This is a genomic window from Kinneretia sp. DJ1R-11 (genome assembly GCF_025717595.1).
Lineage (GTDB): Bacteria > Pseudomonadota > Gammaproteobacteria > Burkholderiales > Burkholderiaceae_C > Paucibacter_A.
This window is the reverse complement of sequence record NZ_JAJIRR010000006.1, coordinates 107,816-128,526: the sequence shown is the minus strand read 5'-3', so window position 1 is coordinate 128,526 and position 20,711 is coordinate 107,816. Positions and strand designations below refer to the sequence as shown.

The window sequence follows — 20,711 nt, the reverse complement described above, 5'->3', positions numbered from 1 at the left end:
GGCGCGCCTGAATCGGCGGGATCCGGCTGCATGAAAGCCATTCCACTCAGCTACATCGCGCGCAACCTCTGGGTGCGCCGCGTCACCACCTTGCTGACGGCCGGCGGCATGGCCCTGGTGGTCTATGTCTTCGCCACCGTGCTGATGATGAGCGAGGGCATACGCAGCACCTTGGTGGCCACCGGGCAGGCGGACAATGTGATCGTGCTGCGCAAGGGCGCCGGCGCCGAGATCAACAGCGGAATCTCGCGTGGCCAGGCCGCCATCGTCGAGAGCCTGCCCGGCATCGCCACGGACGCCGCCGGCTTGCCGCTGCTCAGCAAAGAGCCTGTGGTGTTGAACAACCTGCCCAAGCGCGGCAGCGGCAAGCCCAGCAATGTGACCGTGCGTGGCAGCTCTGAGCTGGGCCTGCAGCTGCGCCCGAGCTTGCGCCTGATCGAGGGGCGCATGTTCCGGGCCGGCAGCTCCGAGATCATCACTGGCCGCGCGGTCGCTCAGGGCTTCCAGGGTGCGGGCCTGGGCGAGACGCTTCGCTTCGCCGGGCGCGATTGGACCGTGGTCGGCGTCTTCGATGCCGGCGGCAGCGCTTTCGATTCCGAGATCTGGGGCGACAGCGAGCAGATGCTGCAGGCCTTCCGGCGCGACGCCTTTTCCAGTGTGGTGTTCCGCTTGCAGGACCAGGCCCAGTTCGAGGCGATCCGCGCCGCCATCGAGGCCGACCCGCGCCTGCAGCTGGAGGCCAAGCCCGAGATCCGTTTCTACGCCGAGCAGAGCGAAGCCTTGGCCACTTTCATCAGCATCCTGGGCACATCCTTGTCGGTGGTGTTCTCGATCGGCGCCATCGTCGGCGCCATGATCACCATGTTCGCGGCCGTGGCCTCACGCATTGGCGAAATCGGCACCTTGCGCGCGCTGGGTTTTCGCCGCGGTGCGGTGCTGCTGGCCTTCCTGCTGGAGGCCATGCTGCTGTCCTTGATCGGCGGGCTGCTCGGCCTGGCGGCAGCCTCGTTGATGCAAACCGTCAACATCAGCACCACCAATTTCCAGACCTTTTCGGAGCTGGCGTTTCAGTTTCGCCTGACGCCCGCCATTGTCTGGAAGACCTTGCTGTTCTCCCTGTTCATGGGCTTTGTGGGTGGTTTCATCCCCGCCTGGCGGGCGGCCCGGCTCAAGATCGTCGACTGCTTGCGCGCCGCTTGAAGCGGCCGCCGACCCCTCAGCTGCAGCCCTGGCTGCCGCAGGAGCTGATGCCGCTGGCTTCGGTGGCCAGGGGCTGGGCGATCGCACCACTGACCGGGTCGTAACCGACCTGGCTCATGTGGAAGACCAGGGCCGCGTCCATCATGTCGGCGTGGGCCGGAAACCAGTTCACCAGCTCGGGCAGCAGATTGCGCATGGGCTCCAGGTCGGCATGGGCATGGGTGTGAGCCAGCACCTGGCGCATCACATCCAAGACCATGGCGTGCTGCTTGCTGTGGCAGTTGTCGGCGGCAAAGCCGGTGGCGGCCATCCAGCCTTCCTCCATGGCGAAATGGGCCTCGGTGTGGCTCAGCAGACGCGCATACAAGGGCAGGGGATCGGGCTCGGGCTGGGCCAGGGCTTCGCCCAGCTCATTGAGCAGGGCGACGAACTCCTGGTGGGTCTGGTCGATTTGGGGTTGGTTCAGGACCAGGGCGTCGGTCCATGCAAGGGTGGTGCTCATAGGGCCGGCAGGGTAGCGCATTTGGCGGCTCGGGCGCGGCCGGTTCGCGGCTTTCTTGTCGCAAATCAATCAGACTGCCGTTGGGCCCTGCCGCTGCGGTCCTGGGTTCAGGGTCGCTCGGCCCAGGAATCAACGGCGATGTCAAAGCGCAGATTCATGCCCTTGCCCAGGGTGTCCACCTTGAGGGTGCCGGCCACGTTCTGGGCCAGGCTGCGGCCACGAGCGTCGGTCTGGTAGCGCGAGCTGACGTCCAGCTGGATCACCATCATGAAACGGCCCTGGATGTCGATGCGCTGCGGGCGGCCGGTTTCGGGGTCGACCCAGGCGCGCAACTGCACCTTGCGGGTGAAGCTTTTGTCCTCGGCCTCGAACAGGGTCCAGGCCTTGCCGTCCAGCATGACGCCTTCGCTGCGGCGCACCGGGGTGTCGGGCTTGAGCCATTCCTGGCCGCGCCCCATCGTTTCGCTGATCTGCTGGTTCTGGCCTTCGCGCTCGGCGTCGCCCGGGGCCAGTGGCGGCTCGGCGGCTGTGATGCGGTAGATGGGTTTGCCACCTTCCCAATGGTCCAGCTTGCGGCGGGTCAGCGTGGTGTCGGTGTAGTTGCTGGTGGCCTCGATGCGGGTGCTCGATTCATCGGGCACGACCTGCTTTTGCGCTTCCAGGTGGGCCAGGGTCTTGAGCCACAGCGGGTCGGCCGCCTGGCTGCTCTGGGGCAGCAGTTGCAGGACCGGCAGCAGGGCCAGGGACAGGGCGAGCAGAAGTGCGCGTGGCATGGGGCGTGGGGCCGAAGCCGGGTGGTGATGGCGCGCGATTGTGGCCGTGCGTGCAGCGGCTCCTTGCCAGCCCGTGGCCGTAGCGGCATCCGCGCCGTGGGGTAGCGCCGGGCAGGCTGTTCATCTGAGGTTCATCTGCGCGTGCGCTGCGGTTCATCTGCAGTTCATGGAGCGATCAGGCCGGCTTGATGGAATGGAGGCCGTGCAGCACCCCAGGGTGCGGCGCTGAATGAAGCAGAGAAATCGACCGGTCGGCCTCGCTCACGATGCCAACCACTCCCCTCAACCCGCCTGCGTCTGCAGCGCGACCGCAAAGCTCGCCATGAATATGAAATCCAAGCTCTCCACCGGTGTTTTGACCCTGGCCGCCTCGCTGGCCCTGTTCGGCACCAACGCCGCCCTGGCCCAGACCGGCGAAGCGCGTGTCTACAACAGCAATATCAGCCTGGCCGAGGTCGAGGCCGCACAAAAGGCCTGGGGCGAGGCCCTGGTCAAGATCAGCGATGACTACCAAAGCGGTGGCCTCGCCAAGGCCAAGGCCACGGCCAGCGCTGTGCTGGACGGCGCCTACGGCTACAAGCTGGGCCCGGTGCTGTTCAAGCCCACGTTGACGGTGGAGCCGCAAACCTTCCGCACCACCAAGGAGGGCGCGCTGTCCTACTTCGTCGGCGGCGACGCCAACTTCCCCAAGGACAGCGGCTTCGCGCTCAAGGGCTGGAAGAAGGTCGAGGTCAGCAACGCCGCTGTGCACATCAATGGCGATGTGGCCAACACCATGGGCAAGGTCAGCATGACCGACAAGAACGGCAAGGTCACCACCGTGGACAAGACCTGGACCTTCAAGAAGGACGACAGCGGCGTGATCCGCATCGTGCTGCACCACTCCTCGCTGCCCTACACGGCGAACTGAGGCGCGGCAGCGGGTCCGGCCAGAAGCAAAAAGGCTCAGGCCGGCTCGTTGTCGATCTTGTAGCCCAGGCCGCGCACGGTCTGGATCAGGGGTTGCTCGCGGCCCTCGTCCAGCTTGGCGCGCAGGCGGCGGATGTAGACATCCACCACATTGGTCAGTGGATCCTCGCTGTAACCCCAGACGGCGTTGAGGATGCGCTCGCGGCTGAACACCCGGCCCGGGTGGCGCATCAAAAGCTCCAGCAAGGCCAGCTCGCGCGCCGTCATGGCCACCAGCTGCTGATCGCGCCGCACCTGCATGCGCTCCAGGTCCAGCACCAGATCGGCCAGGCTGAGCTGGCGCTGGCGGACGCTGCTGCCGCCCGCGTCTTCGCCGGGCGCTTCGGCGCGGCGCAGCAAGGCCTCGATGCGGGCCAATAACTCCTCGAAGGCAAAAGGCTTGGTCAGGTAGTCGTCGGCACCGCAGCGCAGGCCGCTGACCTTGTCCTCCAGCGCATCCATGGCGGTGAGCATCAGCACCGGTGTGCGGCAGCGCGCGGCGCGCAGGCGCTGGCAGGCTTCCACGCCGCTGATGCCGGGCAGCATCACATCGAGCAGGATCAGATCGGGCTCGAGCTGTTCCACGCTTTTTTGCAGCAGGTCGCCGCGCTCGATCACGGTGATCTGGTAGCCCTCGGCCCGCAGGCCGCGGTTGAGAAAGTCCGAGACCCGGCGGTCGTCTTCGACGATCAGGAGATGGGGCATGTCGTGGGCCTTGCTGCTCAGTCTTGCGCCGCCGCATCCAGCGGCAGGATCAGGCAGGCACGGCAGCCGCCCTCGGTCCGGGCTTGCAATTCCAACCGGCCCTCATGTGCGGCGGCAATGTCCGCGGCGATCGCCAGGCCCAGGCCCATGCCTTCGGGGCGCAGGCGGCGCGCGGCCTCGGCGCGCCAGTAGCGCTCCTGGGCGCGGCCCAGTTCCTCGGGGGCCATGCCGATGCCGCTGTCTTCCACGCACAGCACGAGGCGAGGCTGGGGCGTGGCCAGATCCAGTCTGGCACCCAGGAAGACCGAGCCCGGCGCGGGCGTGTAGCGCAGGGCGTTGTCCAGCAAGATGGTCAGGGCCTGGCCCAGCTTGGCGGCCTGGCCGCGCAGCTGCAGGCCTTGACCGGGCAGGGCCTGCAGCAGCTCCAGCGCATCGCCCTGCAGCTGCAGATCCAGGCCTTGCGCGGCCGCCGCGCCGCGTTGCTGCTCCAGCGCTTGCTGCAGCAGGGCCGGCACATCGATGGGCTGTCGCTCGCCCTGCAGGCTGTCCTCGCCCTGGCGGGCCACGCTCATCAGCTCGGCAATGCGAGCGCCCAGCTGGCGCGCGGTGGCGGCCACGCGTTCCAGCGCCTCGCGGTAGACGCTCTCGGCATGGCCGCTGCGGCGCAGGCTGATCTCGGCCTCGCCGAGGATGGCGGTGGTGGGCGTGCGCAGCTCGTGGCTGATGTTGGCGAAAAACTGGCGGCGTGAGTGGTCGATCTCCAGCAACTGCTGGTTGGCGGCGTGCAGGTCCTGGGTGCGCTGGGCCACGGCGTCTTCCAGGCGCTGGCGCTGGCTGGCTTCGTTGGCGCGGTGCAGCTGGATCTCCTCGGCCATGCGGTTGAAGCTCAGGCTCAGACGGTCGAATTCGTCGCGGCCATGCACGGCGATGCGGTGCTCCATGCGGCCGGCCTGCAAGGCCAGGGTGCCATCCAGCAAGGGCGCCATGCGGCGGCGTATGTCCCAGGCGAAGTAGGCGACAAAGCCCATGGACAGGGCGATGGTGGACAGGATGCTGAAGATGGCCAGGCGGCGCGAGCGCTCCAGCGCGGTCTGCGCGGCGGCCTCGGTGGCGCGGCTGTGCGCCTCCTGCAGGCGGATTGCCTCGGCGATCAGGGTGCGCATGTCCTGACCCTGGGAGATGTCGAACACACCCAGCATCTCGTCCCAGACCGTGGCCCGTTCGCTGCTCGGGTTGGGGTGGGGCGTGTGTGGCTGGGCCTGAAGGATCTGGGCGCGCAAGGCCTCGAAGTTCGTTTGCAGCGCGGCCAGAGTCTGGCGCGACACGGTTTCGATGGCGCGGTCGCCAGGGTCAGAGGACTCCAAGGCGTGCAAGCGCTCCAGCTCGGTGAGGCTGGCCTGCATGCGCTGAAGATAGCTGTCACGCAAGGGCACGGGCGCCGCATCGGTCAGCAGGTACTGGGCAAACCAGACCTTGAGCCGCTGCTTGTTGGCGGCCAGGTCCAGGTACTGGACCAGGGCGTCTTTGGCGCGCAGGCTGCGCGAGCGCTCCAGCTCCGACTGGTTGACCAGCCAGACCACCACGGCGAACTGGGTGGCCACCACGGCCACCAGCACGCCCAGCCAGACGCTCAAGCGGGCTTTAAACATGAACGAGGTCTCGGTGCTGGCTCGCTCGGATTTACGCCAGGCGGGCGCGGTGGCGGGCCACCTGGGCCCGCACCTGGGCCGGCGCCGTGCCGCCGAGGATGTTGCGGGCGTTGAGCGAGCCGCGTAGGCTCAGCACCTCGAACACATCGTCGCCGATGCGGGCATCGAACTTCTGCAGCTCGGCCAGGGGCAGCTGGGACAGATCGACGCCGCTGGCGATCGCGGTCTTGACCGCGTGGGCGACGATCTCGTGCGCATCTCGGAAGGCCAGGCCCTTCTTGACCAGGTAGTCGGCCAGGTCGGTGGCGGTGGCATAACCCTTCAGGGCCGCGCGCTCCATGGCCTCGGGTTTGACCGTGATGCCGCCGGCCATTTCGGCAAAGATGCGCAGCGTGTCTTTCAAGGTGTCCACCGTGTCGAACAGCGGTTCCTTGTCTTCCTGGTTGTCCTTGTTGTAGGCCAGGGGCTGGCCCTTCATCAAGGTGATCAAGCCCATCAGATGACCGACCACGCGGCCGGTCTTGCCGCGTGCCAGCTCGGGCACATCGGGGTTTTTCTTCTGCGGCATGATGGACGAGCCGGTGCAGAAACGGTCGGCCAGGTCGATGAAGCCGAAGCTCTGGCTCATCCACAGGATCAGTTCTTCCGACAGGCGCGAGATGTGCACCATCACCAGCGAGGCGGCGGCGCTGAACTCGATGGCGAAATCGCGGTCGGACACGGCGTCCAGGCTGTTCTGGCAGACACCTTCCATGCCCAGCGTGCGGGCCACGCGCTCGCGATCCAGCGGGTAGCTGGTGCCGGCCAGGGCGGCCGCGCCCAGGGGCAGGCGGTTGACGCGGCGGCGTGCATCGACCAGACGCTCGGCGTCACGGGCGAACATTTCCACATAGGCCAGCAGGTGGTGACCGAAGGCGACCGGCTGGGCCACTTGCAGATGGGTGAAGCCCGGCAAGATGGTCTCGGCGTTCTTCTCGGCCACATCGACCAAGGCGGTCTGCAAGGCCTTGAGCAGGAGCAGCAGTTCGTCGATCTCGCCGCGCAACCACAGGCGCACATCGGTGGCGACCTGGTCATTGCGGCTGCGGCCCGTGTGCAGGCGCTTGCCGGCCAGGCCGACCAGGGCGGTCAGGCGGGCTTCGATATTGAGGTGCACGTCTTCCAGATCGAGCTGCCAGTCGAACTGGCCGGCTTCGATCTCGCTCTTGATCTGGGCCATGCCGCGCTCGATGTCGGCCAGGTCCTGGGCGGCCAGGATGCCCTGGGCATGCAGCATCTCGGCGTGCGCCAGGCTGCCCTGGATGTCGGCCGCCCACAAGCGCTTGTCGAAGAACACGCTGGAGGTGTAGCGCTTGACCAGATCGCTCATGGGCTCGGAGAAGAGCGCGGACCAGGCTTGTGCCTTGTTGGCGAGCTGGTTGTCACTGGGCTGACCGGGGGCTTGGGCGGAGGAGGACATGGGCAGAAGGGCGCTTTGCTGCTGAAGAAGAGGCTGGGGCCCTCGGGGCTGACGCACAATCCGAGGGCGCCCGATTCTATCGAGCCGCACCGGCCGCAGCCCCGCGCGGCTCGCATGACTTCAGGAGCTGTGTCCCTCGTGTCCTCGCCTCGCCCCAAGCCTTCCTCCACCGATGCCGAAGGCGGCACGCCCAGCCGCGTCAGCGTCTGGCCGGACACCACCAGCCTGACCAGCATCCTCGGCCTGCCCACCCAGCCGGCCGAGGAGACCGAGGTCCTGCCTCTGTTCGACCCACAGCGGGTCTTTGATGTCTGCCATGTCGGCCTGGTGCTGCGCGCGGTGTTGGGCGTGCAAGGGCTGCTGGGCCTGGGCCTGGCGCTGGCGGCGCGCAATCTGGACGAGTGGATGAGCTGGGTGGCCAGCGGCACGGTGGTGACGCTGTCGGCCGTGCTGCTCTGGTTGCTGCTGGTCTGTGCCAGCAAACGTCTGCTCGCCCGCTTCAGCGAACCCGCGCAGTGGCTGAGCTTGTTGAGCTTGGGCGGCCTGTGTTCGTCCATGGGCTGGCAGCTGCTGAGCTTTGCGGCCTTCGAGGCGAGCACGCTGTTTCGCTTGGTCAGCATTTTCGTGGCCGGCGCCGCCGTGGCTTCCCTGATGTTGGCCTGGATGAAGCTGCGCGAGCGCTCGCAGCGCCCGGCCGACGCCCTGGCCCAGCTGGTCGAGCTGCAGGCACGCATCCGCCCGCACTTTCTTTTCAACACTTTGAACAGCGCCATCGCTCTGGTGCGCCTGGACCCGCTCAAGGCCGAGGGCTTGCTGGAAGACTTGAGCGAGCTGTTTCGTGTCGCCCTGGCCGATGCCACCACGGTGGTGCGCCTGGATGAGGAGGTCGAGCTGGCGCGGCGCTACCTCGACATCGAGCAGGTGCGCTTCGGCGAACGCCTGCGCCTGCACTGGGACTTGGACCCCGCCGCCAGCGGCGCGCGCGTGCCGCCCCTGCTGCTGCAGCCCTTGGTCGAGAACGCCGTGCGCCACGGCGTCGAACCCAATGACGAGGGCGGTGACGTCGAGATCCGAACGCGCCGGCGCGGAGCCGAGGTGGAGATTTCCGTCAGCAACAGCGTCGGCCGCGTGGCGCAAACATCTGGTCACGGTTTGGCTCTGCGCAATGTGCGCCAGCGCCTGCGCCTGATGCATGATGTCGCGGCCAGCTTCGAGCTGAGTCCTTCGCCGGGGCGCTTTGCCGTGCGCATCGTCCTGCCGCTTTGACCCTTGCCTTGTCTTGCCGTTTTTCAGTTTTACGCCATGCAGTCCGCTGCCCTCACTGTGTTTCTCGTCGATGACGAACCCCTGGCCCGCTTGCGCCTGCGCAGCCTGCTCGAGGCTTGTGTGGACCCGCGCGCCGAGGTGGTGGCCGAGGCGGGCAGCGCCACCCAGGCTCAGCACTGGTTGCGCGATCACAGCTGTGACCTGATCCTGCTTGATGTGCAGATGCCTGGTGCCGATGGCCTTCAGCTGGCCGACAGCCTGCAGCAGCAGATGGCCCAGCCACCGGCCATCGTCTTCGTCACCGCCCATGCCGGCCATGCCTTGCGAGCTTTCGAGCTGGAGGCCATGGACTACCTGACCAAGCCGGTGCGGCGCGAGCGTTTGCAGGCGGCGCTGACCCGTGTCGCCCAGCGCCTGGCTGAGCGCTCGGCCATGCAGACCTTCCAGGCCACCCAGCCCGGCGAGTTGGAGCCGGAGCAGCCGGTCATTGTGGTCAGCGACCGAGGCCGTTTGATCCGCGTGCCGCTGAACGAAGTGCTGTACCTCAAGGCCGAGCTGAAGTACCTGACCTTGCGCACCGCCACCCAAAGCCTGGTGATGGACGGCAGCCTGTCGGAGCTGGAGCCTCGCCTGGGCGAGCGCTTTCTGCGCGTGCACCGCAATGCCCTGGTGGCCAAGTCGGCGGTGCGCCAGCTGGAGCGCCATGCGCCCAGCCAAGCCAGCCCGGACGATGGCAGCGATACCCAGCTCGGCGGCTTGGACCTGGTGAACGCCGAGGTGGCCGATGGCTGGGCGGTGCGCATTGCCCATGTCAACGAATGGCTGTCGGTCTCGCGCCGCCAGGTGGCGGCCGTGCGGGAAGCGCTGGCCGACCGAGGCAGCTGAGTTAGGCCCCTATCATCTGCGTCCCGACTGAACAGACAAAATCGTCAGAGGGACCCGGGGAGGGGAAACATGGCCACAGAGCCAGGCGTTCGAATTCATCGTCATCCATATCGCCGGCGCCGCTGGCTCGGCCTGCTGGTCGGCTTGGCCGGGCTGGGCCTGGTCGCCTGGCTGTACTGGCCCGTGCACGCGCCGGCTGAGGCGGCGGCTGAGCTCGCTGCGCGCACGGCGACAGCCCAGTCCGCTGCGGCTTCGGGCGCGTCGATCAGCCCTTTCTGGAGCCTGGCTCGCGAAGCCGAGGACCAGGTGCTGGCCGAGCAATACCGTCGTGCCGGTGTGGCCACGCTGACGCCGCCGCCGGGCTCGCGCATCGACGCAGTGGAGTGGGAAGCCCGGCGGGTCGATGCGCGCTGGTGTGCCGATGAAGCTTGGCGTCAGGGCGAAGGCGAGGACGCTTCAGCCGACAGCAGCCGCAGTCGTGCGATGCGTCGCTTGGTCGACGAGTCGGCGCGGCAGCTTCGCTTGCGGGCTGATACGCAATCTCAGGTGGTGGCGGAGTGGCTGCAGTTTCGCTACCCGGCCGACGAGGCCATGAAAACTCGGGCCCAGGCCCGGCTGCAAGAGCTGGCTCGTCAGAGTCGCCAGCCCTTCGCCGTGTATCAGGCCTTGCAGGCGCATTGCTCGGGTGCGGCGGCTTGTACACGTGTCCCGGCGTCCCTGTGGGCGGAGGTCGATCCGGACAATCGCCTGGCCTGGCTGGCGGCCCTGGGAGAAATGCCCGCGGCGAGCGCCCAGCGTGCGGCCTTGATGCGGGCTGTACAAGCGCCTCGGTCCATCGAATACGGCCGCCACGCCTTGCAGTCCTTGCTGAGCCTGCCCTTGATTCAGACCCTAGGCCTGCGCAAGGCGGCGCAGCAATCGCTGTGGGTGCTGTTCGCCGTTGACACGGGGCTGTTTCATCGCAGCGGCCTGATGCGCTTGTGCACAGTGCAAGAAGCTGCGGCGGACCTAGAGTTGAAGCAGGCCTGCTCGACCCTGGCGCAGCAACTTTGGAAAGAGAGTGAGGACCTCGGCGCACTCGCCTTGGCCGAAGCTCTCGGCAGGCGTGCGGACGGTGCCACACCCGACTGGATTGCTCGTGGGCAGGAGCGCATGGGTCTTCAAGCCGGCGCACTTTCTGAAGGTGGAAAGCTCTACGAAGCCGCCGCGGGCCAGCCTCTGGAATGCTCAAGTCGGCCCGATTTCGTGCAGTACTTTGCCGATCTGGCGACCCTGGGCGAACTGCAGCTTTTGCAAGCCCGCAAGCTCTCCGCTGCCCAAGCCGATGCCTTGTCGCTGACGAATAAAAAAAGCCAGCCCTGAGTTCGCACCCAAGGGCTGGCCGAAGTTTCACTCGTCAGGGATTCATAAACACCGTCATCAGGGCTGGTAGCTGACCGTCAGCTTGTAAGTGCCGGCGGCGTAGCCCTTGAGCAGCACATAGACCTCGCTGTTGCCGCTCAGATTCACAGCGCAGTTTTCGCTGGAGGTGCTGCCGTCGGACTTGCAATCAAAGCTGCTGGTCGTGGGTGCGGCGCCGACCTTGACGTAGAGGTCGATATCGCCTTCGCCGATGGTGCTGGCTTTGAAGGCGCCGGCCTTGGCCTTGAAGGGGCCGAGCACCTGGCTGGCGCCCGTGGCCAGGCGGCCCTTGAGGATTTCGGTCTTGTCGCTGGGCACGCTGCTGCCGGGGCCGTCGCTGCCCAGCTCCACCGCATAGGACAGGCCCAGGCGCGCGAACTTCAGCGAATGGTCGGCCTGGCTGCCGGTGTTGGCGTAGGTGTCGTTGGCGGTGTGGATCTTGGGGTTGTCCTGGTTGAAGGCGGCTTCAAAGGGCATGGACGCTGCGAAGCCCTGGGCGGTCCAGGAGGCGTGGTCCGAGCAACCGTAGCCGCAGACATCGGTGCCGATGCTCAGCTCGGGCTGGTAGGTCTGGATCAGGTTGTTGACGAACTGGTTCTGCGCGGCATCGGTGTAGTCGGTGTAGATGTAGATGTCCTTGGGCGAGCCCTTGTAGTTGGTCATGTCCAGCTGCATCACGCCCACCACATTGGCGCCCAGGCGCTTGTGGCTCTTGGCGATTTCCTGCGAGCCGCGCAGGCCCACTTCCTCGGCCGCGTAGGCCATGAACTGGATGGTGCGGCGCGGCTTGTAGTTGTTGGCCATCAGGGTGCGAATGATCTCGGTCAGGCTGGCCACGCCCGAGGCGTCGTCGTCAGCGCCCGGCGCCACCGTGGTTTCGGTGGTGTTGGAACCGTTGATCGAGTCCATGTGCGCGCCCAGCACGATCACCTCGCGGCTGTTGTCGCTGCCTTTGAGGGTGGCGATCACCGATTTTTGGGCCCAGGTCGGGTGGTTGAACTGCACCACCGAATAGTCGCTGCGGCCGGCGCCCAGATTCGCCCATTGCTGCTTGATCCAGTTCGACGCGGCCACGCCCGAGCTGGTCTTGTAGAAGCGATTGGTGAAGCTGGACAGGTCAACAATGGTCTGGCCGATGCGGCTGGCCTGCATCTGCGTCAGCATGGGCGTGACCAGGGCTTGCTGGTCAATCACATAGCTCGGGCGCGAGAGCAGGGGCGCGCGGCCTGCCGCCGTGGCGTCGCCCGTGCTGCTCAGTTGGCCGCGGGTCTTGGCAGCTTCGGCGCTGTGGGCTTGCAGGGTGGCCAGGCCGTCTTCCAGGCTGGCGTGGAACATATAGCCACCGCAGCGGCGCAGCTCTTCGTGGATGGAATCGGACAGCTGGCCGAGCAGGTCTTCGTCGATTTGCAGCAGGTGGATGGATTCGGGCTGGGCGGCTGCCGCAGTGCTGGCGGCACCGCTGCTCAGGCCGGGCCTGCGTGCTCCGCTGGCGGAGGTGAATTCACCGGAGCGGCTCAGGCCGCTGCTGACGCTCAGTCGGGGGCGGGCGCTGTCGCTGTGCTTTTGCAACTGGGCCAGGGCGGCGTCGCCCAGGCTGATCCAGATTTTTTCGCCGGCCTGGCTGGCGTGGCTCAGCGCTGCCAGGCTCAGGCCCAGGGCGGCCAGAAATGGTTTGTTCATAGGGGGTTCTCCTCGTCTCGTAGTTCGCAGAGTGCACAGCCCTGCGTTGGAACGAGAGATCTTAGGAGGCGGCGCAGCCGGCAGCGAGAGGGTTTTCGTGTGCGTTTGTGCGCGTGGTGTCGGTGCGGCTTGCGGGTATTCCCTGGCAATGCCTGGAGAAAAGTTTGAGTTCGCCTCAGTTCAATGGCGTGCCAACGCCGCTTCCAGCTCTTGCCTCAGGGCGCGCAGGCCAAGCAGCTCCTGCTCGGGGGCCTGCAAGGCCGGCCAGAGCAGGGCGACCAGATCGCGGGCGCTGGCGTCGGTGTCGATCTGGCGGCCGGTCAGGATGACTTCCCAGAGCATGTGCTCCATGGGGCCGAAGACCAGGGAGCGCAGCAGGCGCAGCGGGATGTCGGCGCGCAGCTCGCCGCTGGCCTGGCCGCGGGCCAGCAGGTCCATCAGGGGCGCGGTGTAGCGGCGCTGCAGCTCGACAAAACCGTCGCCCAGCTTGTCGTCGCCGCTGCGCCGGCCTTCCGAGAGCACCAGGGCACACAAGCCTGTACCCTGGATCAGAAACAGGCGCAAATGGGTGTGGACCATGAATTCCAGCTGCTCGCGCACCGAGGCTTCGCGCGGCAGGCCGGCCTCGATCTCGCCAATGATCTCGTCGTACCAATCGGCGATCACGCGCATGCACAGCTCGCGCTTGCCGCGGAAGTAGGTGAACACCGTGGCCTCGGATACACCCAGGCGCTCGGCGATTTCGGTGGTCGTCGCACGCTCGAAACCGCGCTCGGCAAACACCTCGCGGCCCACGCGCAGGATGTCGCGCACGCGCTGCTCGGCCTTGGCGCCGGCGGGCGCACGGCGGGCGGGCTGCGTGGCCGCGGCTTTGGTGACGGCGGCGGTGGGGGAGGGCTTTGAGGCAGTCACGGCGGGATTCTGCGTAATAATTGAGTAGAACTCAAGTCGGACTTGCCAGTCTTTCCGGTCTGGCCTATTCTTCGCGCCTCGCTGCCTCTCGCAATTGGTGTGCGAGGCCCTGAGAAGAATTTGAGTTGAACTCACCCGTGGCCCTGGCATCGTCGCTGCGGGCCGCTGTTTTTCGGAGACCCCATGGCCCAGCTGACCACCAAGCTCAATGCCCGTTCGGCAGATTTCAAGTCCAACGCCGAGGCCATGCGGGGCCTGCTCGATGATTTGAATGCGCGGCTGGCGCAGATCGCGCTGGGCGGCGGCGACGCGGCACGTGCCAAGCATGCTGCCCGGGGCAAGCTGCTGCCGCGCGACCGCGTTGAGATGCTGCTGGACCCGGGAACGCCTTTTCTTGAGTTGGCGCCCTTGGCTGCGCTCAATATGTACGACAACGCTGCGCCTGGCGCCGGCATGATCGCCGGCATCGGCCGAGTTTCGGGTGTGGACTGCATGATCGTCTGCAACGACGCGACGGTGAAGGGCGGTACTTATTACCCGATGACGGTCAAGAAGCATCTGCGCGCGCAGGAGATCGCGGCGCAGAACCGCCTGCCTTGCGTCTACCTGGTCGACTCGGGCGGCGCCAACCTGCCCAACCAGGACGAGGTCTTCCCGGATCGTGATCACTTCGGCCGCATCTTCTTCAACCAGGCCAACCTGAGTGCCCAGGGCATTCCGCAGATCGCCGTGGTCATGGGCTCTTGCACGGCCGGCGGCGCCTACGTGCCGGCCATGAGCGACGAGACCATCATCGTCAAGAACCAGGGCACCATTTTCCTGGGCGGCCCGCCGCTGGTGAAGGCAGCCACCGGCGAGGTGGTGACGGCCGAAGACCTGGGCGGCGGCGATGTGCACACCCGGCTCTCGGGCGTGGCCGACCATCTGGCTCACAACGACACCCATGCCCTGGCCCTGGCCCGGCAGTCGGTGGCGGCGCTGAACTGGCGCAAGGAAGGCGCGCAGCAGCAGCGCCTGCAAGCGCCGCGCGCGCCGCTCTTCGACGCGTCCGAGCTGCACGGCGTGATCCCCACCGACACGCGCAAGCCCTTCGATGTGCGCGAGGTCATCGCCCGCATCGTCGATGGCTCCGAGTTCGACGAGTTCAAGGCCCGCTACGGCGCCACCCTGGTCTGCGGTTTTGCGCACATCGAGGGCATGCCGGTCGGCATCGTCGCCAACAACGGCATCCTGTTTGCCGAGAGCGCCAACAAGGGCGCGCATTTCATCGAGCTCTGCTGCCAGCGCAAGATCCCGCTGGTGTTCCTGCAGAACATCACCGGCTTCATGGTTGGCCGCAAGTACGAGAACGAAGGCATTGCCCGCGCGGGCGCCAAGATGGTGACGGCGGTGGCCTGCGCCAGTGTTCCCAAGTTCACCATCATCATTGGCGGCAGTTTCGGTGCCGGCAATTACGGCATGTGCGGCCGTGCTTTCAGCCCGCGCTGGCTCTGGATGTGGCCGAACGCGCGCATCTCGGTGATGGGCGGCGAGCAAGCCGCTTCGGTGCTGGCCACGGTCAAGCGTGACGGCATCGAAGGCAAGGGCGGCAGCTGGAGTGCCGAGGAAGAAGAAGCCTTCAAGGCGCCAATCCGGCAGCAGTACGAAGACCAAGGCCACCCCTACTACGCCAGCGCCCGACTCTGGGACGACGGCGTGATCGACCCGGCCGACACCCGCCGGGTGCTGGCTCTGGGCCTGTCGGCGGCGATGAATGCGCCGATTGGCGAGACGAAGTTCGGCGTCTTCCGCATGTGATGGGCCGCAAGGCTAGGCAAGACCTGACCCCCATGACCTTGATAGAACGCCTGCGCCGCATCGCTTTTCTGCCGGCCGCTCTGAAGTGCCTTTTGGCGGCCCCGCTGCTGGTCGGCGTGGGCGTTGTGCATTCGCAAGCCAGCGACACTGCGGTCACAGCTCCCGCTGCGGACGCCGAGCGCCTGCATCTCGATGTGCGCGAGCAGATCCTGCGCGTGCCGGTCGAGGTGCAGGATGCCTTTGGCAAGCCCAGCAAGGGCGATCTGCTGGTCACCACCTTCAGGCCGGCTGGCCCGGGGCCCTTCCCTCTGGTCCTGATCAGTCATGGCCGCTCGACCGACAAACGTGCCGAGTACAAGCGCCAGCGTTTCGAGACGGCCGCCCGCTACTTTGTGCGCAAAGGCTTTGCCGTGGCTGTGCCTCTGCGTTTGGGCTATGGCGAGCTGGCCGAGGCCGGCGACCCGGAGAGCAGCATCTCCTGCCGCGAGCCCCGTTTTGCGCCGGCCCTGGCGGCTGCCGCCTCACAGATCCTGGCGGTGGTTGGCTATATGCAGCAGCAGGCTGACATCGATGCCAAGCGCGTGGTGCTGCTCGGGCAATCGGTCGGCGGTATCTCCACTGTGGCCGCCACGGCGGCCGGTCTGCCGGGACAGGTGGCGGCCATCAATTTCGCCGGCGGCCATGGCGGCGACCCGGACAAACACCCCGGCGAGCCCTGCGGCAGCACCCAGCTGCGCCAGATCTACCAAGCTTATGGTGAATTGATCGCGCAGAACTCACCCCAGCTGAAGTCGCTCTGGGTCTACACCGAGAACGATCGTTACTTCGGGCCTCGCTACAGCCGCAGCTGGGCCAAAGCTTTTGCTGAGGCTGGCGCCTTACTGGATTACCGTCTCTTGCCCGCCTTCGGCGAAGACGGTCATACGCTGTTCAGCGCCGGCAGTGACAGCTGGCAGCCCCTGGTCGAGGAGTTTCTGGCCCAGCTGGGCTTCAGCACCCCCGGTGTGATCGCCGTGCCGCCGGCCAATGCCGAGCTGGATGTGCAGGACGAATCGGCCTTGCCCTTGAGCGGCTCCGGCGCCAAGGACAGCTACCGAAAATTCCTTGCGGCCAAGAAGCCGCGCGCCTTTGCCTTCAATGCGCAGGGCCGCAGCGGCTATGCCTTTGGCGATGCGGCCGTGGCGCGGGCGCTGGCGTTTTGTCAGCGCTACAGCAGCCAAACCTGTCAGTTGTACGCGGTGGACGACGCCGTGGTGTGGAGCAGAAAGCAGCAGCCATGAGTGAACAGCAGAGCAGCCTCAAGATCGAACGCAGCGGCCCCTCGGGCCAGATCGCCCGCGTCACCCTGAACCGCCCCGAGGTGCGCAATGCCTTCAACGAAGGCGTGATCGCCGAGCTGAGCGCTGCGTTCGCGGAACTGGGCCGGGACCCAGCTCTGCGCGCCATCGTGCTGGCCGCCGAGGGCAAGGCCTTTTGCGCCGGCGCCGATCTCAACTGGATGAAAGCCATGGCCGGCTACAGCTGGGACGAAAACCATGCCGATGCCTCCCGCCTGGCCGAGATGCTGTGGACGATTTACAGCTGCCCGGTGCCGGTGATCGCCCGTGTGCAGGGCGATGTCTACGCCGGTGGCGTGGGCCTGGTGTCGGTCTGCGATGTGGTGGTCGCCGTGGACACGGCGGGCTTTTGCCTGTCCGAGGCCAAGCTGGGCCTGCTGCCGGCCACCATCGGGCCCTATGTGGTGCGCGCTTTGGGCGAGCAGGCCTCGCGCCGCTACTTCGTCACCGCCGAGCGCTTCAGTGCCGCCGAGGCTCATCGCCTGGGCCTGGTCCATGAGCTGGCCACGGCCGAGACCCTGGACGAAAAGGTCGAAGCCCTGCTGTCCGCCCTCTGTGCCAACGGCCCGGCGGCGGTCCGCGCCTGCAAGCGCCTGGTGCAGGATGTCGCACACGCGACAATCACGGCTTCGCTGCGTGATGACACCGCGCGCCGCATCGCTGACATCCGTGCCAGCGATGAAGGCCGCGAAGGTGTGCAGAGCTTTTTGAACAAGAGCCGGCCGAGCTGGTTGGCCTGAGTTCTTTTCGATCCCGTTTGATGACTTCCAGCAGTACACCTTTGACACCCCAGCAGGATTGGCAGCGCCGCAGCGTGGCCGCCGTCTGGCACCCCTGCACGCAGATGGCGCGCGCCGAAGTCGTGCCGCCGCTGCCGATTGCCCGTGGTGCCGGCCCCTGGCTTTACGACTACGAGGGCCGGCGCTACTTCGATGCCAACAGCTCCTGGTGGGTCAATCTTTTTGGCCATGCCGATGCCGGCCTGAACGCCGCCATCAAGGCGCAGCTCGACACCTTGCCCCATGTGATGCTGGCCGGCTGCACTCATGCGCCGGCCGTGCGCCTGGCCGAGCGCCTGAGCTCGCGCACCGGTGGCGCCCTGGGCCATGTCTTTTTCGGCAGCGATGGCGCCAGTGCAGTGGAGATCGCGCTCAAGCAAAGTTTCCACAGCTGGCGCAACCGTGGCCGGGCCGAGAAGCGCGAGTTTGTCTGCCTGAAGAACGGCTACCACGGTGAAACCATCGGCGCCCTGGCCGTGACCGATGTGAAGGTGTTCCGCGACGCCTATGACCCGCTCTTGATGCGGGCGCACATCGTGGAGTCGCCCGATGCCCGCCTGGGCAACGAAGCGGCCGCCCTGGCTGCCATGCGCGAGCTGCTGAGCGAGCGTGGTCCGCACATCGCCGCCGTCATCATCGAGCCTCTGGTGCAAGGTGCCGCCGGCATGGTGATGTACGACGCTGCCTATCTGCGCGGCCTGCGAGCCTTATGCACCGAGTTCGAGGTGCACCTGATCGTCGATGAGATCGCCATGGGCTGCGGCCGCACGGGCACTTTTTTCGCCTGGGAACATGTGAACCCCCGGTCGGCGGGTACGCCGCCCGCCCCCCGAGGGGGCCAAGCCGCCCTTGGGAGCGGCCCGGCGGGCGGCTTGCACGATGAGGCGGTGTGGCCCGACTTCATCACCCTGTCCAAAGGCATCACCGGCGGCACCATGCCCCTGTCCTTGGTGCTCACAACCGAGGCGGTGTACCAGGCCTTCTGGAGTGAGGACGTCAGCCGCGGCTTCTTGCATTCGCATTCCTACACGGGCAATGCCCTGGCTTGCGCCGCGGCCAATGCGGTGTTGGACCGCTTCGATGCCGGCCAGCTGCAGGCTAATGCCGAGCAGGCCCAGCTCTTGAAGGACGCCTTCGCACCGCTGGCCTCGCACCCCCGTGTGGCCGATCTGCGCCAGCTAGGCATGGTGCTGGCCTTCGATGTGATCGAGCCGGGCCTGCGCTTTGCCAAGACCTCCGGTCTTGGCGAAACCTCAGGTTTCGCCGAACGTTTTGGCGAAACGCTCGGCTTTGCCGAGCGTTTTCATCTGGCCGCGCGCGCCCATGAGTTGCTGATCCGCCCGATTGGCGGCACGGTGTACCTGATGCCGCCCTATCTGATCGATGCCGAAGCGGCCGCCTTCCTGGCCCGCGCCGTGCGCCTGACCTTGGATGAGGTGCTGTCCCAATCTTCTGAGGGCAGCGCCCAGCCCCTGAGCAAAGAAGTCCATGTTGCTTGATCACCTGAGCGCCAAGCTGCGCACCATCGAAGCCCAGAGCCTGACGCGTTTTCTGCGCCAGGCCGAGAGCGGCACCGCGCCGCGCCAGCAGGTGCGCGGCGCCGACGGCCGCACGCGCGAGCTGCTGATGTTCTGCTCCAACGATTACCTGGGCCTGGCCGCCGAGCCCGCGCTGCGTGAAGCCTTGATCGAAGGCGCCCAGATCTACGGCGGCGGCTCCGGTGCCTCGCCCCTGATCAGCGGCCACAGCCGCGCACATGAGCAGGTGGCTGAAACCTTGAGCCGCTGGCTCACACCCCACATCCCCGAGGCCCGCGCCCTGGGTTTTTGCACCGGCTATATGGCCAATCTGGCCGTGGTGACTGCGCTCGGCGATGAAGAGGCCGAGATCTTCTCCGAGGCCTGGAACCATGCCTCGCTGATTGACGGCACCCGCCTGGCGCGCGCGCAAGTGAAACGTTATGCCCATGGCGATGTGGCGGCGCTGCGCGAGCTGCTGGCCGCCAGCACGGCCAAGGTCAAGCTCATCGTCACCGATGCGGTCTTCAGCATGGACGGCGATCTGGCGCCGCTGCCGGCCTTGCTGGCCCTGGCTGAAGAGTTCGATGCCTGGCTGATCGTCGACGATGCCCATGGGTTTGGTGTGCTGGGCGAGAACGGTCGCGGTTCGCTGGAGCACTTTGGCTTGCGCAGCGAGCGCCTGATCCTGGTCGGCACCCTGGGCAAGGCGGCTGGCCTGGCCGGCGCTTTTGTCGTGGCCCATGCCACGGTGACCCAGTACCTGCTGCAGGCGGCCCGCAACTACATTTTTTCCACCGCCTCGCCGCCGGCGGTCGAGCATGCTTTGTTGACCAGCTTTGCCTTGATCGAAGGCGAGCTGGGCCGGGCCCGGCGTGCCAACCTGCGCCATTTGCAGGCGCGGCTGCGCGCCGGTGTCGAAGCCTTGTTGGCATGCCACCCGGCCCTGGGCTGGCGCCTGGCGCCTTCGGACACCCCGGTTCAGCCCTTGATCGTCGGTGGCAATGCCGAGGTCATGGCCCTGGCCGCGCGCTTGGAGCGCGAGGGCATCCGCGTGCCGGGCATCCGTCCGCCCACCGTGCCTAAGGGCGAGGCGCGGCTGCGCATCACTTTGTGCGCGACGCACAGAGAGGCGGATGTGGATCAGCTGCTTGCCGCGCTGGCTGAGGCTGCCGCCGACATGGACAGGGCCGCCGCATGAGAGGTCTATTCATCACCGGCACCGACACCGAAATCGGCAAGACCAGCATCACCGCCGGCCTCACCCATCTGCTGGCCGAGGTCGGCTTGCGGGTGGCGCCCATCAAGCCGCTGGCGGCGGGGCAGGAGCTGGTCGACGGCCAGTGGGTCAATGACGATGTGCTCCGCCTGCTGGCGGCCCAGCGTCTGGGCATGCGCCCCGATCAGGTCGGGCCTTTGCAGTTCCGCGCTGCTTGTGCGCCGCACATCGCCGCCGCCCTGGAAGGGCAGCGTATCGAGCGCGCACCGCTGCTGGCCGCCGTCCGTGCCAGTGCCGCCCTGGGCGATCTGGCCTTGGTGGAAGGGGTGGGCGGCTTCCGTGTGCCCCTGGGCGAGGGCTTCGACACCGCCGATCTGGCGCAGGATCTGGGCCTGCCCGTGGTCCTGGTCGTGGGCCTGCGCCTGGGCTGCATCAACCATGCCTTGCTGACGGCGGAGGCCGTGCGCGCGCGCGGCCTGAGCTTGGTCGGCTGGGTGGCCAACACCGTGGACACCGCCATGCCTTATGTGGCGGACAATCTGGCCGCGCTGGACGCGGCCCTGGCCGCGCCCTGCTGGGGCCATGTACCCCGCTTGTCTGACCCTTCCGCCGCGGCCGTGGCCGCCCATCTGAATCTTGAGCGCGTGCAAGCCTCGCTGGCCGCCTCTGCCACCTGACATCT

Annotated in this window: 18 protein-coding genes; 11 read left to right on the top strand and 7 right to left on the bottom strand. The window is 66.9% G+C overall.

Annotated features, from left to right (window positions below; genetic code table 11):
• Nucleotides 1-30 precede the first annotated feature (30 nt).
• Nucleotides 31-1,200: an ABC transporter permease gene (locus LNV23_RS12320; RefSeq protein WP_263563240.1), complete on the top strand. Its 1,170-nt coding sequence runs from the start codon at nucleotides 31-33 to the stop codon at nucleotides 1,198-1,200.
• 16 nt (nucleotides 1,201-1,216) lie between these two features.
• Here the strand turns inward: LNV23_RS12320 and LNV23_RS12315 are convergent, their stop codons facing one another.
• Entirely contained in the window at nucleotides 1,217-1,702 is a 486-nt protein-coding gene (locus tag LNV23_RS12315; protein WP_263563239.1) for a hemerythrin domain-containing protein, read from the bottom strand.
• A gap of 107 nt (nucleotides 1,703-1,809) precedes the next feature.
• Complete coding sequence (locus LNV23_RS12310) at nucleotides 1,810-2,475, bottom strand: hypothetical protein (RefSeq protein ID WP_263563238.1); 666 nt, start codon at nucleotides 2,473-2,475, stop codon at nucleotides 1,810-1,812.
• Nucleotides 2,476-2,797: 322 nt separating this feature from the next.
• On the opposite strand from LNV23_RS12310, the gene LNV23_RS12305 reads away from it, so the two are divergent.
• Nucleotides 2,798-3,385, top strand: coding sequence for a metal-independent carbonic anhydrase family protein (locus tag LNV23_RS12305; RefSeq protein WP_263519749.1), 588 nt, complete (start codon nucleotides 2,798-2,800; stop codon nucleotides 3,383-3,385).
• A gap of 35 nt (nucleotides 3,386-3,420) precedes the next feature.
• On the opposite strand, the gene LNV23_RS12300 is transcribed toward LNV23_RS12305, so the two are convergent.
• Genes LNV23_RS12300 through argH form a run of 3 tightly spaced genes read right to left on the bottom strand, consistent with a single transcriptional unit; the run spans nucleotide 3,421 to nucleotide 7,236 of the window.
• Nucleotides 3,421-4,128, bottom strand: coding sequence for a response regulator transcription factor (locus LNV23_RS12300; protein WP_263563237.1), 708 nt, complete (start codon nucleotides 4,126-4,128; stop codon nucleotides 3,421-3,423).
• A gap of 17 nt (nucleotides 4,129-4,145) precedes the next feature.
• Entirely contained in the window at nucleotides 4,146-5,777 is a 1,632-nt protein-coding gene (locus LNV23_RS12295; protein ID WP_263563236.1) for a sensor histidine kinase, read from the bottom strand.
• 31 nt (nucleotides 5,778-5,808) lie between these two features.
• Entirely contained in the window at nucleotides 5,809-7,236 is a 1,428-nt protein-coding gene (argH, locus tag LNV23_RS12290) for an argininosuccinate lyase (RefSeq protein WP_263519753.1), read from the bottom strand.
• 138 nt (nucleotides 7,237-7,374) lie between these two features.
• Here argH and LNV23_RS12285 point away from each other — a divergent pair, with 138 nt between their 5' ends.
• From LNV23_RS12285 to LNV23_RS12275, 3 genes are all read left to right on the top strand, one after another.
• A complete protein-coding gene (locus LNV23_RS12285; RefSeq protein WP_263563235.1) occupies nucleotides 7,375-8,502 on the top strand; it encodes a sensor histidine kinase in 1,128 nt (375 codons plus the stop codon).
• A gap of 36 nt (nucleotides 8,503-8,538) precedes the next feature.
• Nucleotides 8,539-9,387, top strand: a complete 849-nt coding sequence (locus LNV23_RS12280; protein WP_263563234.1) for a LytR/AlgR family response regulator transcription factor — start codon at nucleotides 8,539-8,541, stop codon at nucleotides 9,385-9,387.
• A gap of 69 nt (nucleotides 9,388-9,456) precedes the next feature.
• Entirely contained in the window at nucleotides 9,457-10,749 is a 1,293-nt protein-coding gene (locus LNV23_RS12275; RefSeq protein WP_263563233.1) for a hypothetical protein, read from the top strand.
• Nucleotides 10,750-10,806: 57 nt separating this feature from the next.
• Here LNV23_RS12275 and LNV23_RS12270 read toward each other — a convergent pair whose 3' ends face one another.
• Together LNV23_RS12270 and LNV23_RS12265 are read right to left on the bottom strand one after the other, a co-directional pair.
• Nucleotides 10,807-12,468, bottom strand: coding sequence for a M20/M25/M40 family metallo-hydrolase (locus tag LNV23_RS12270; RefSeq protein ID WP_263563232.1), 1,662 nt, complete (start codon nucleotides 12,466-12,468; stop codon nucleotides 10,807-10,809).
• Between the two features lie 180 nt (nucleotides 12,469-12,648).
• On the bottom strand, nucleotides 12,649-13,281 hold the full coding sequence (locus tag LNV23_RS12265; RefSeq protein WP_263563353.1) for a TetR/AcrR family transcriptional regulator: 633 nt from the start codon (nucleotides 13,279-13,281) through the stop codon (nucleotides 12,649-12,651).
• Nucleotides 13,282-13,563: 282 nt separating this feature from the next.
• Here LNV23_RS12265 and LNV23_RS12260 point away from each other — a divergent pair, with 282 nt between their 5' ends.
• The 6 genes from LNV23_RS12260 to bioD are packed head-to-tail and all read left to right on the top strand — an operon-like array spanning nucleotide 13,564 to nucleotide 20,706.
• Nucleotides 13,564-15,177 (top strand): carboxyl transferase domain-containing protein, encoded by a 1,614-nt coding sequence (locus tag LNV23_RS12260; RefSeq protein WP_263563231.1) that lies wholly within the window; start codon nucleotides 13,564-13,566, stop codon nucleotides 15,175-15,177.
• 32 nt (nucleotides 15,178-15,209) lie between these two features.
• On the top strand, nucleotides 15,210-16,457 hold the full coding sequence (locus tag LNV23_RS12255) for an alpha/beta hydrolase family protein (RefSeq protein ID WP_263563230.1): 1,248 nt from the start codon (nucleotides 15,210-15,212) through the stop codon (nucleotides 16,455-16,457).
• Complete coding sequence (locus LNV23_RS12250) at nucleotides 16,454-17,254, top strand: enoyl-CoA hydratase/isomerase family protein (protein WP_263563229.1); 801 nt, start codon at nucleotides 16,454-16,456, stop codon at nucleotides 17,252-17,254. The genes LNV23_RS12255 and LNV23_RS12250 overlap by 4 nt, the downstream gene beginning before the upstream one ends.
• Nucleotides 17,255-17,274: 20 nt before the next feature.
• Complete coding sequence (locus LNV23_RS12245; protein ID WP_263563228.1) at nucleotides 17,275-18,792, top strand: aminotransferase class III-fold pyridoxal phosphate-dependent enzyme; 1,518 nt, start codon at nucleotides 17,275-17,277, stop codon at nucleotides 18,790-18,792.
• A complete protein-coding gene (bioF, locus tag LNV23_RS12240; RefSeq protein ID WP_263563227.1) occupies nucleotides 18,782-20,011 on the top strand; it encodes an 8-amino-7-oxononanoate synthase in 1,230 nt (409 codons plus the stop codon). The genes LNV23_RS12245 and bioF overlap by 11 nt, the downstream gene beginning before the upstream one ends.
• Nucleotides 20,008-20,706: a dethiobiotin synthase gene (bioD, locus tag LNV23_RS12235; RefSeq protein ID WP_263563226.1), complete on the top strand. Its 699-nt coding sequence runs from the start codon at nucleotides 20,008-20,010 to the stop codon at nucleotides 20,704-20,706. The genes bioF and bioD overlap by 4 nt, the downstream gene beginning before the upstream one ends.
• The last annotated feature ends 5 nt before the right edge of the window (nucleotides 20,707-20,711 follow it).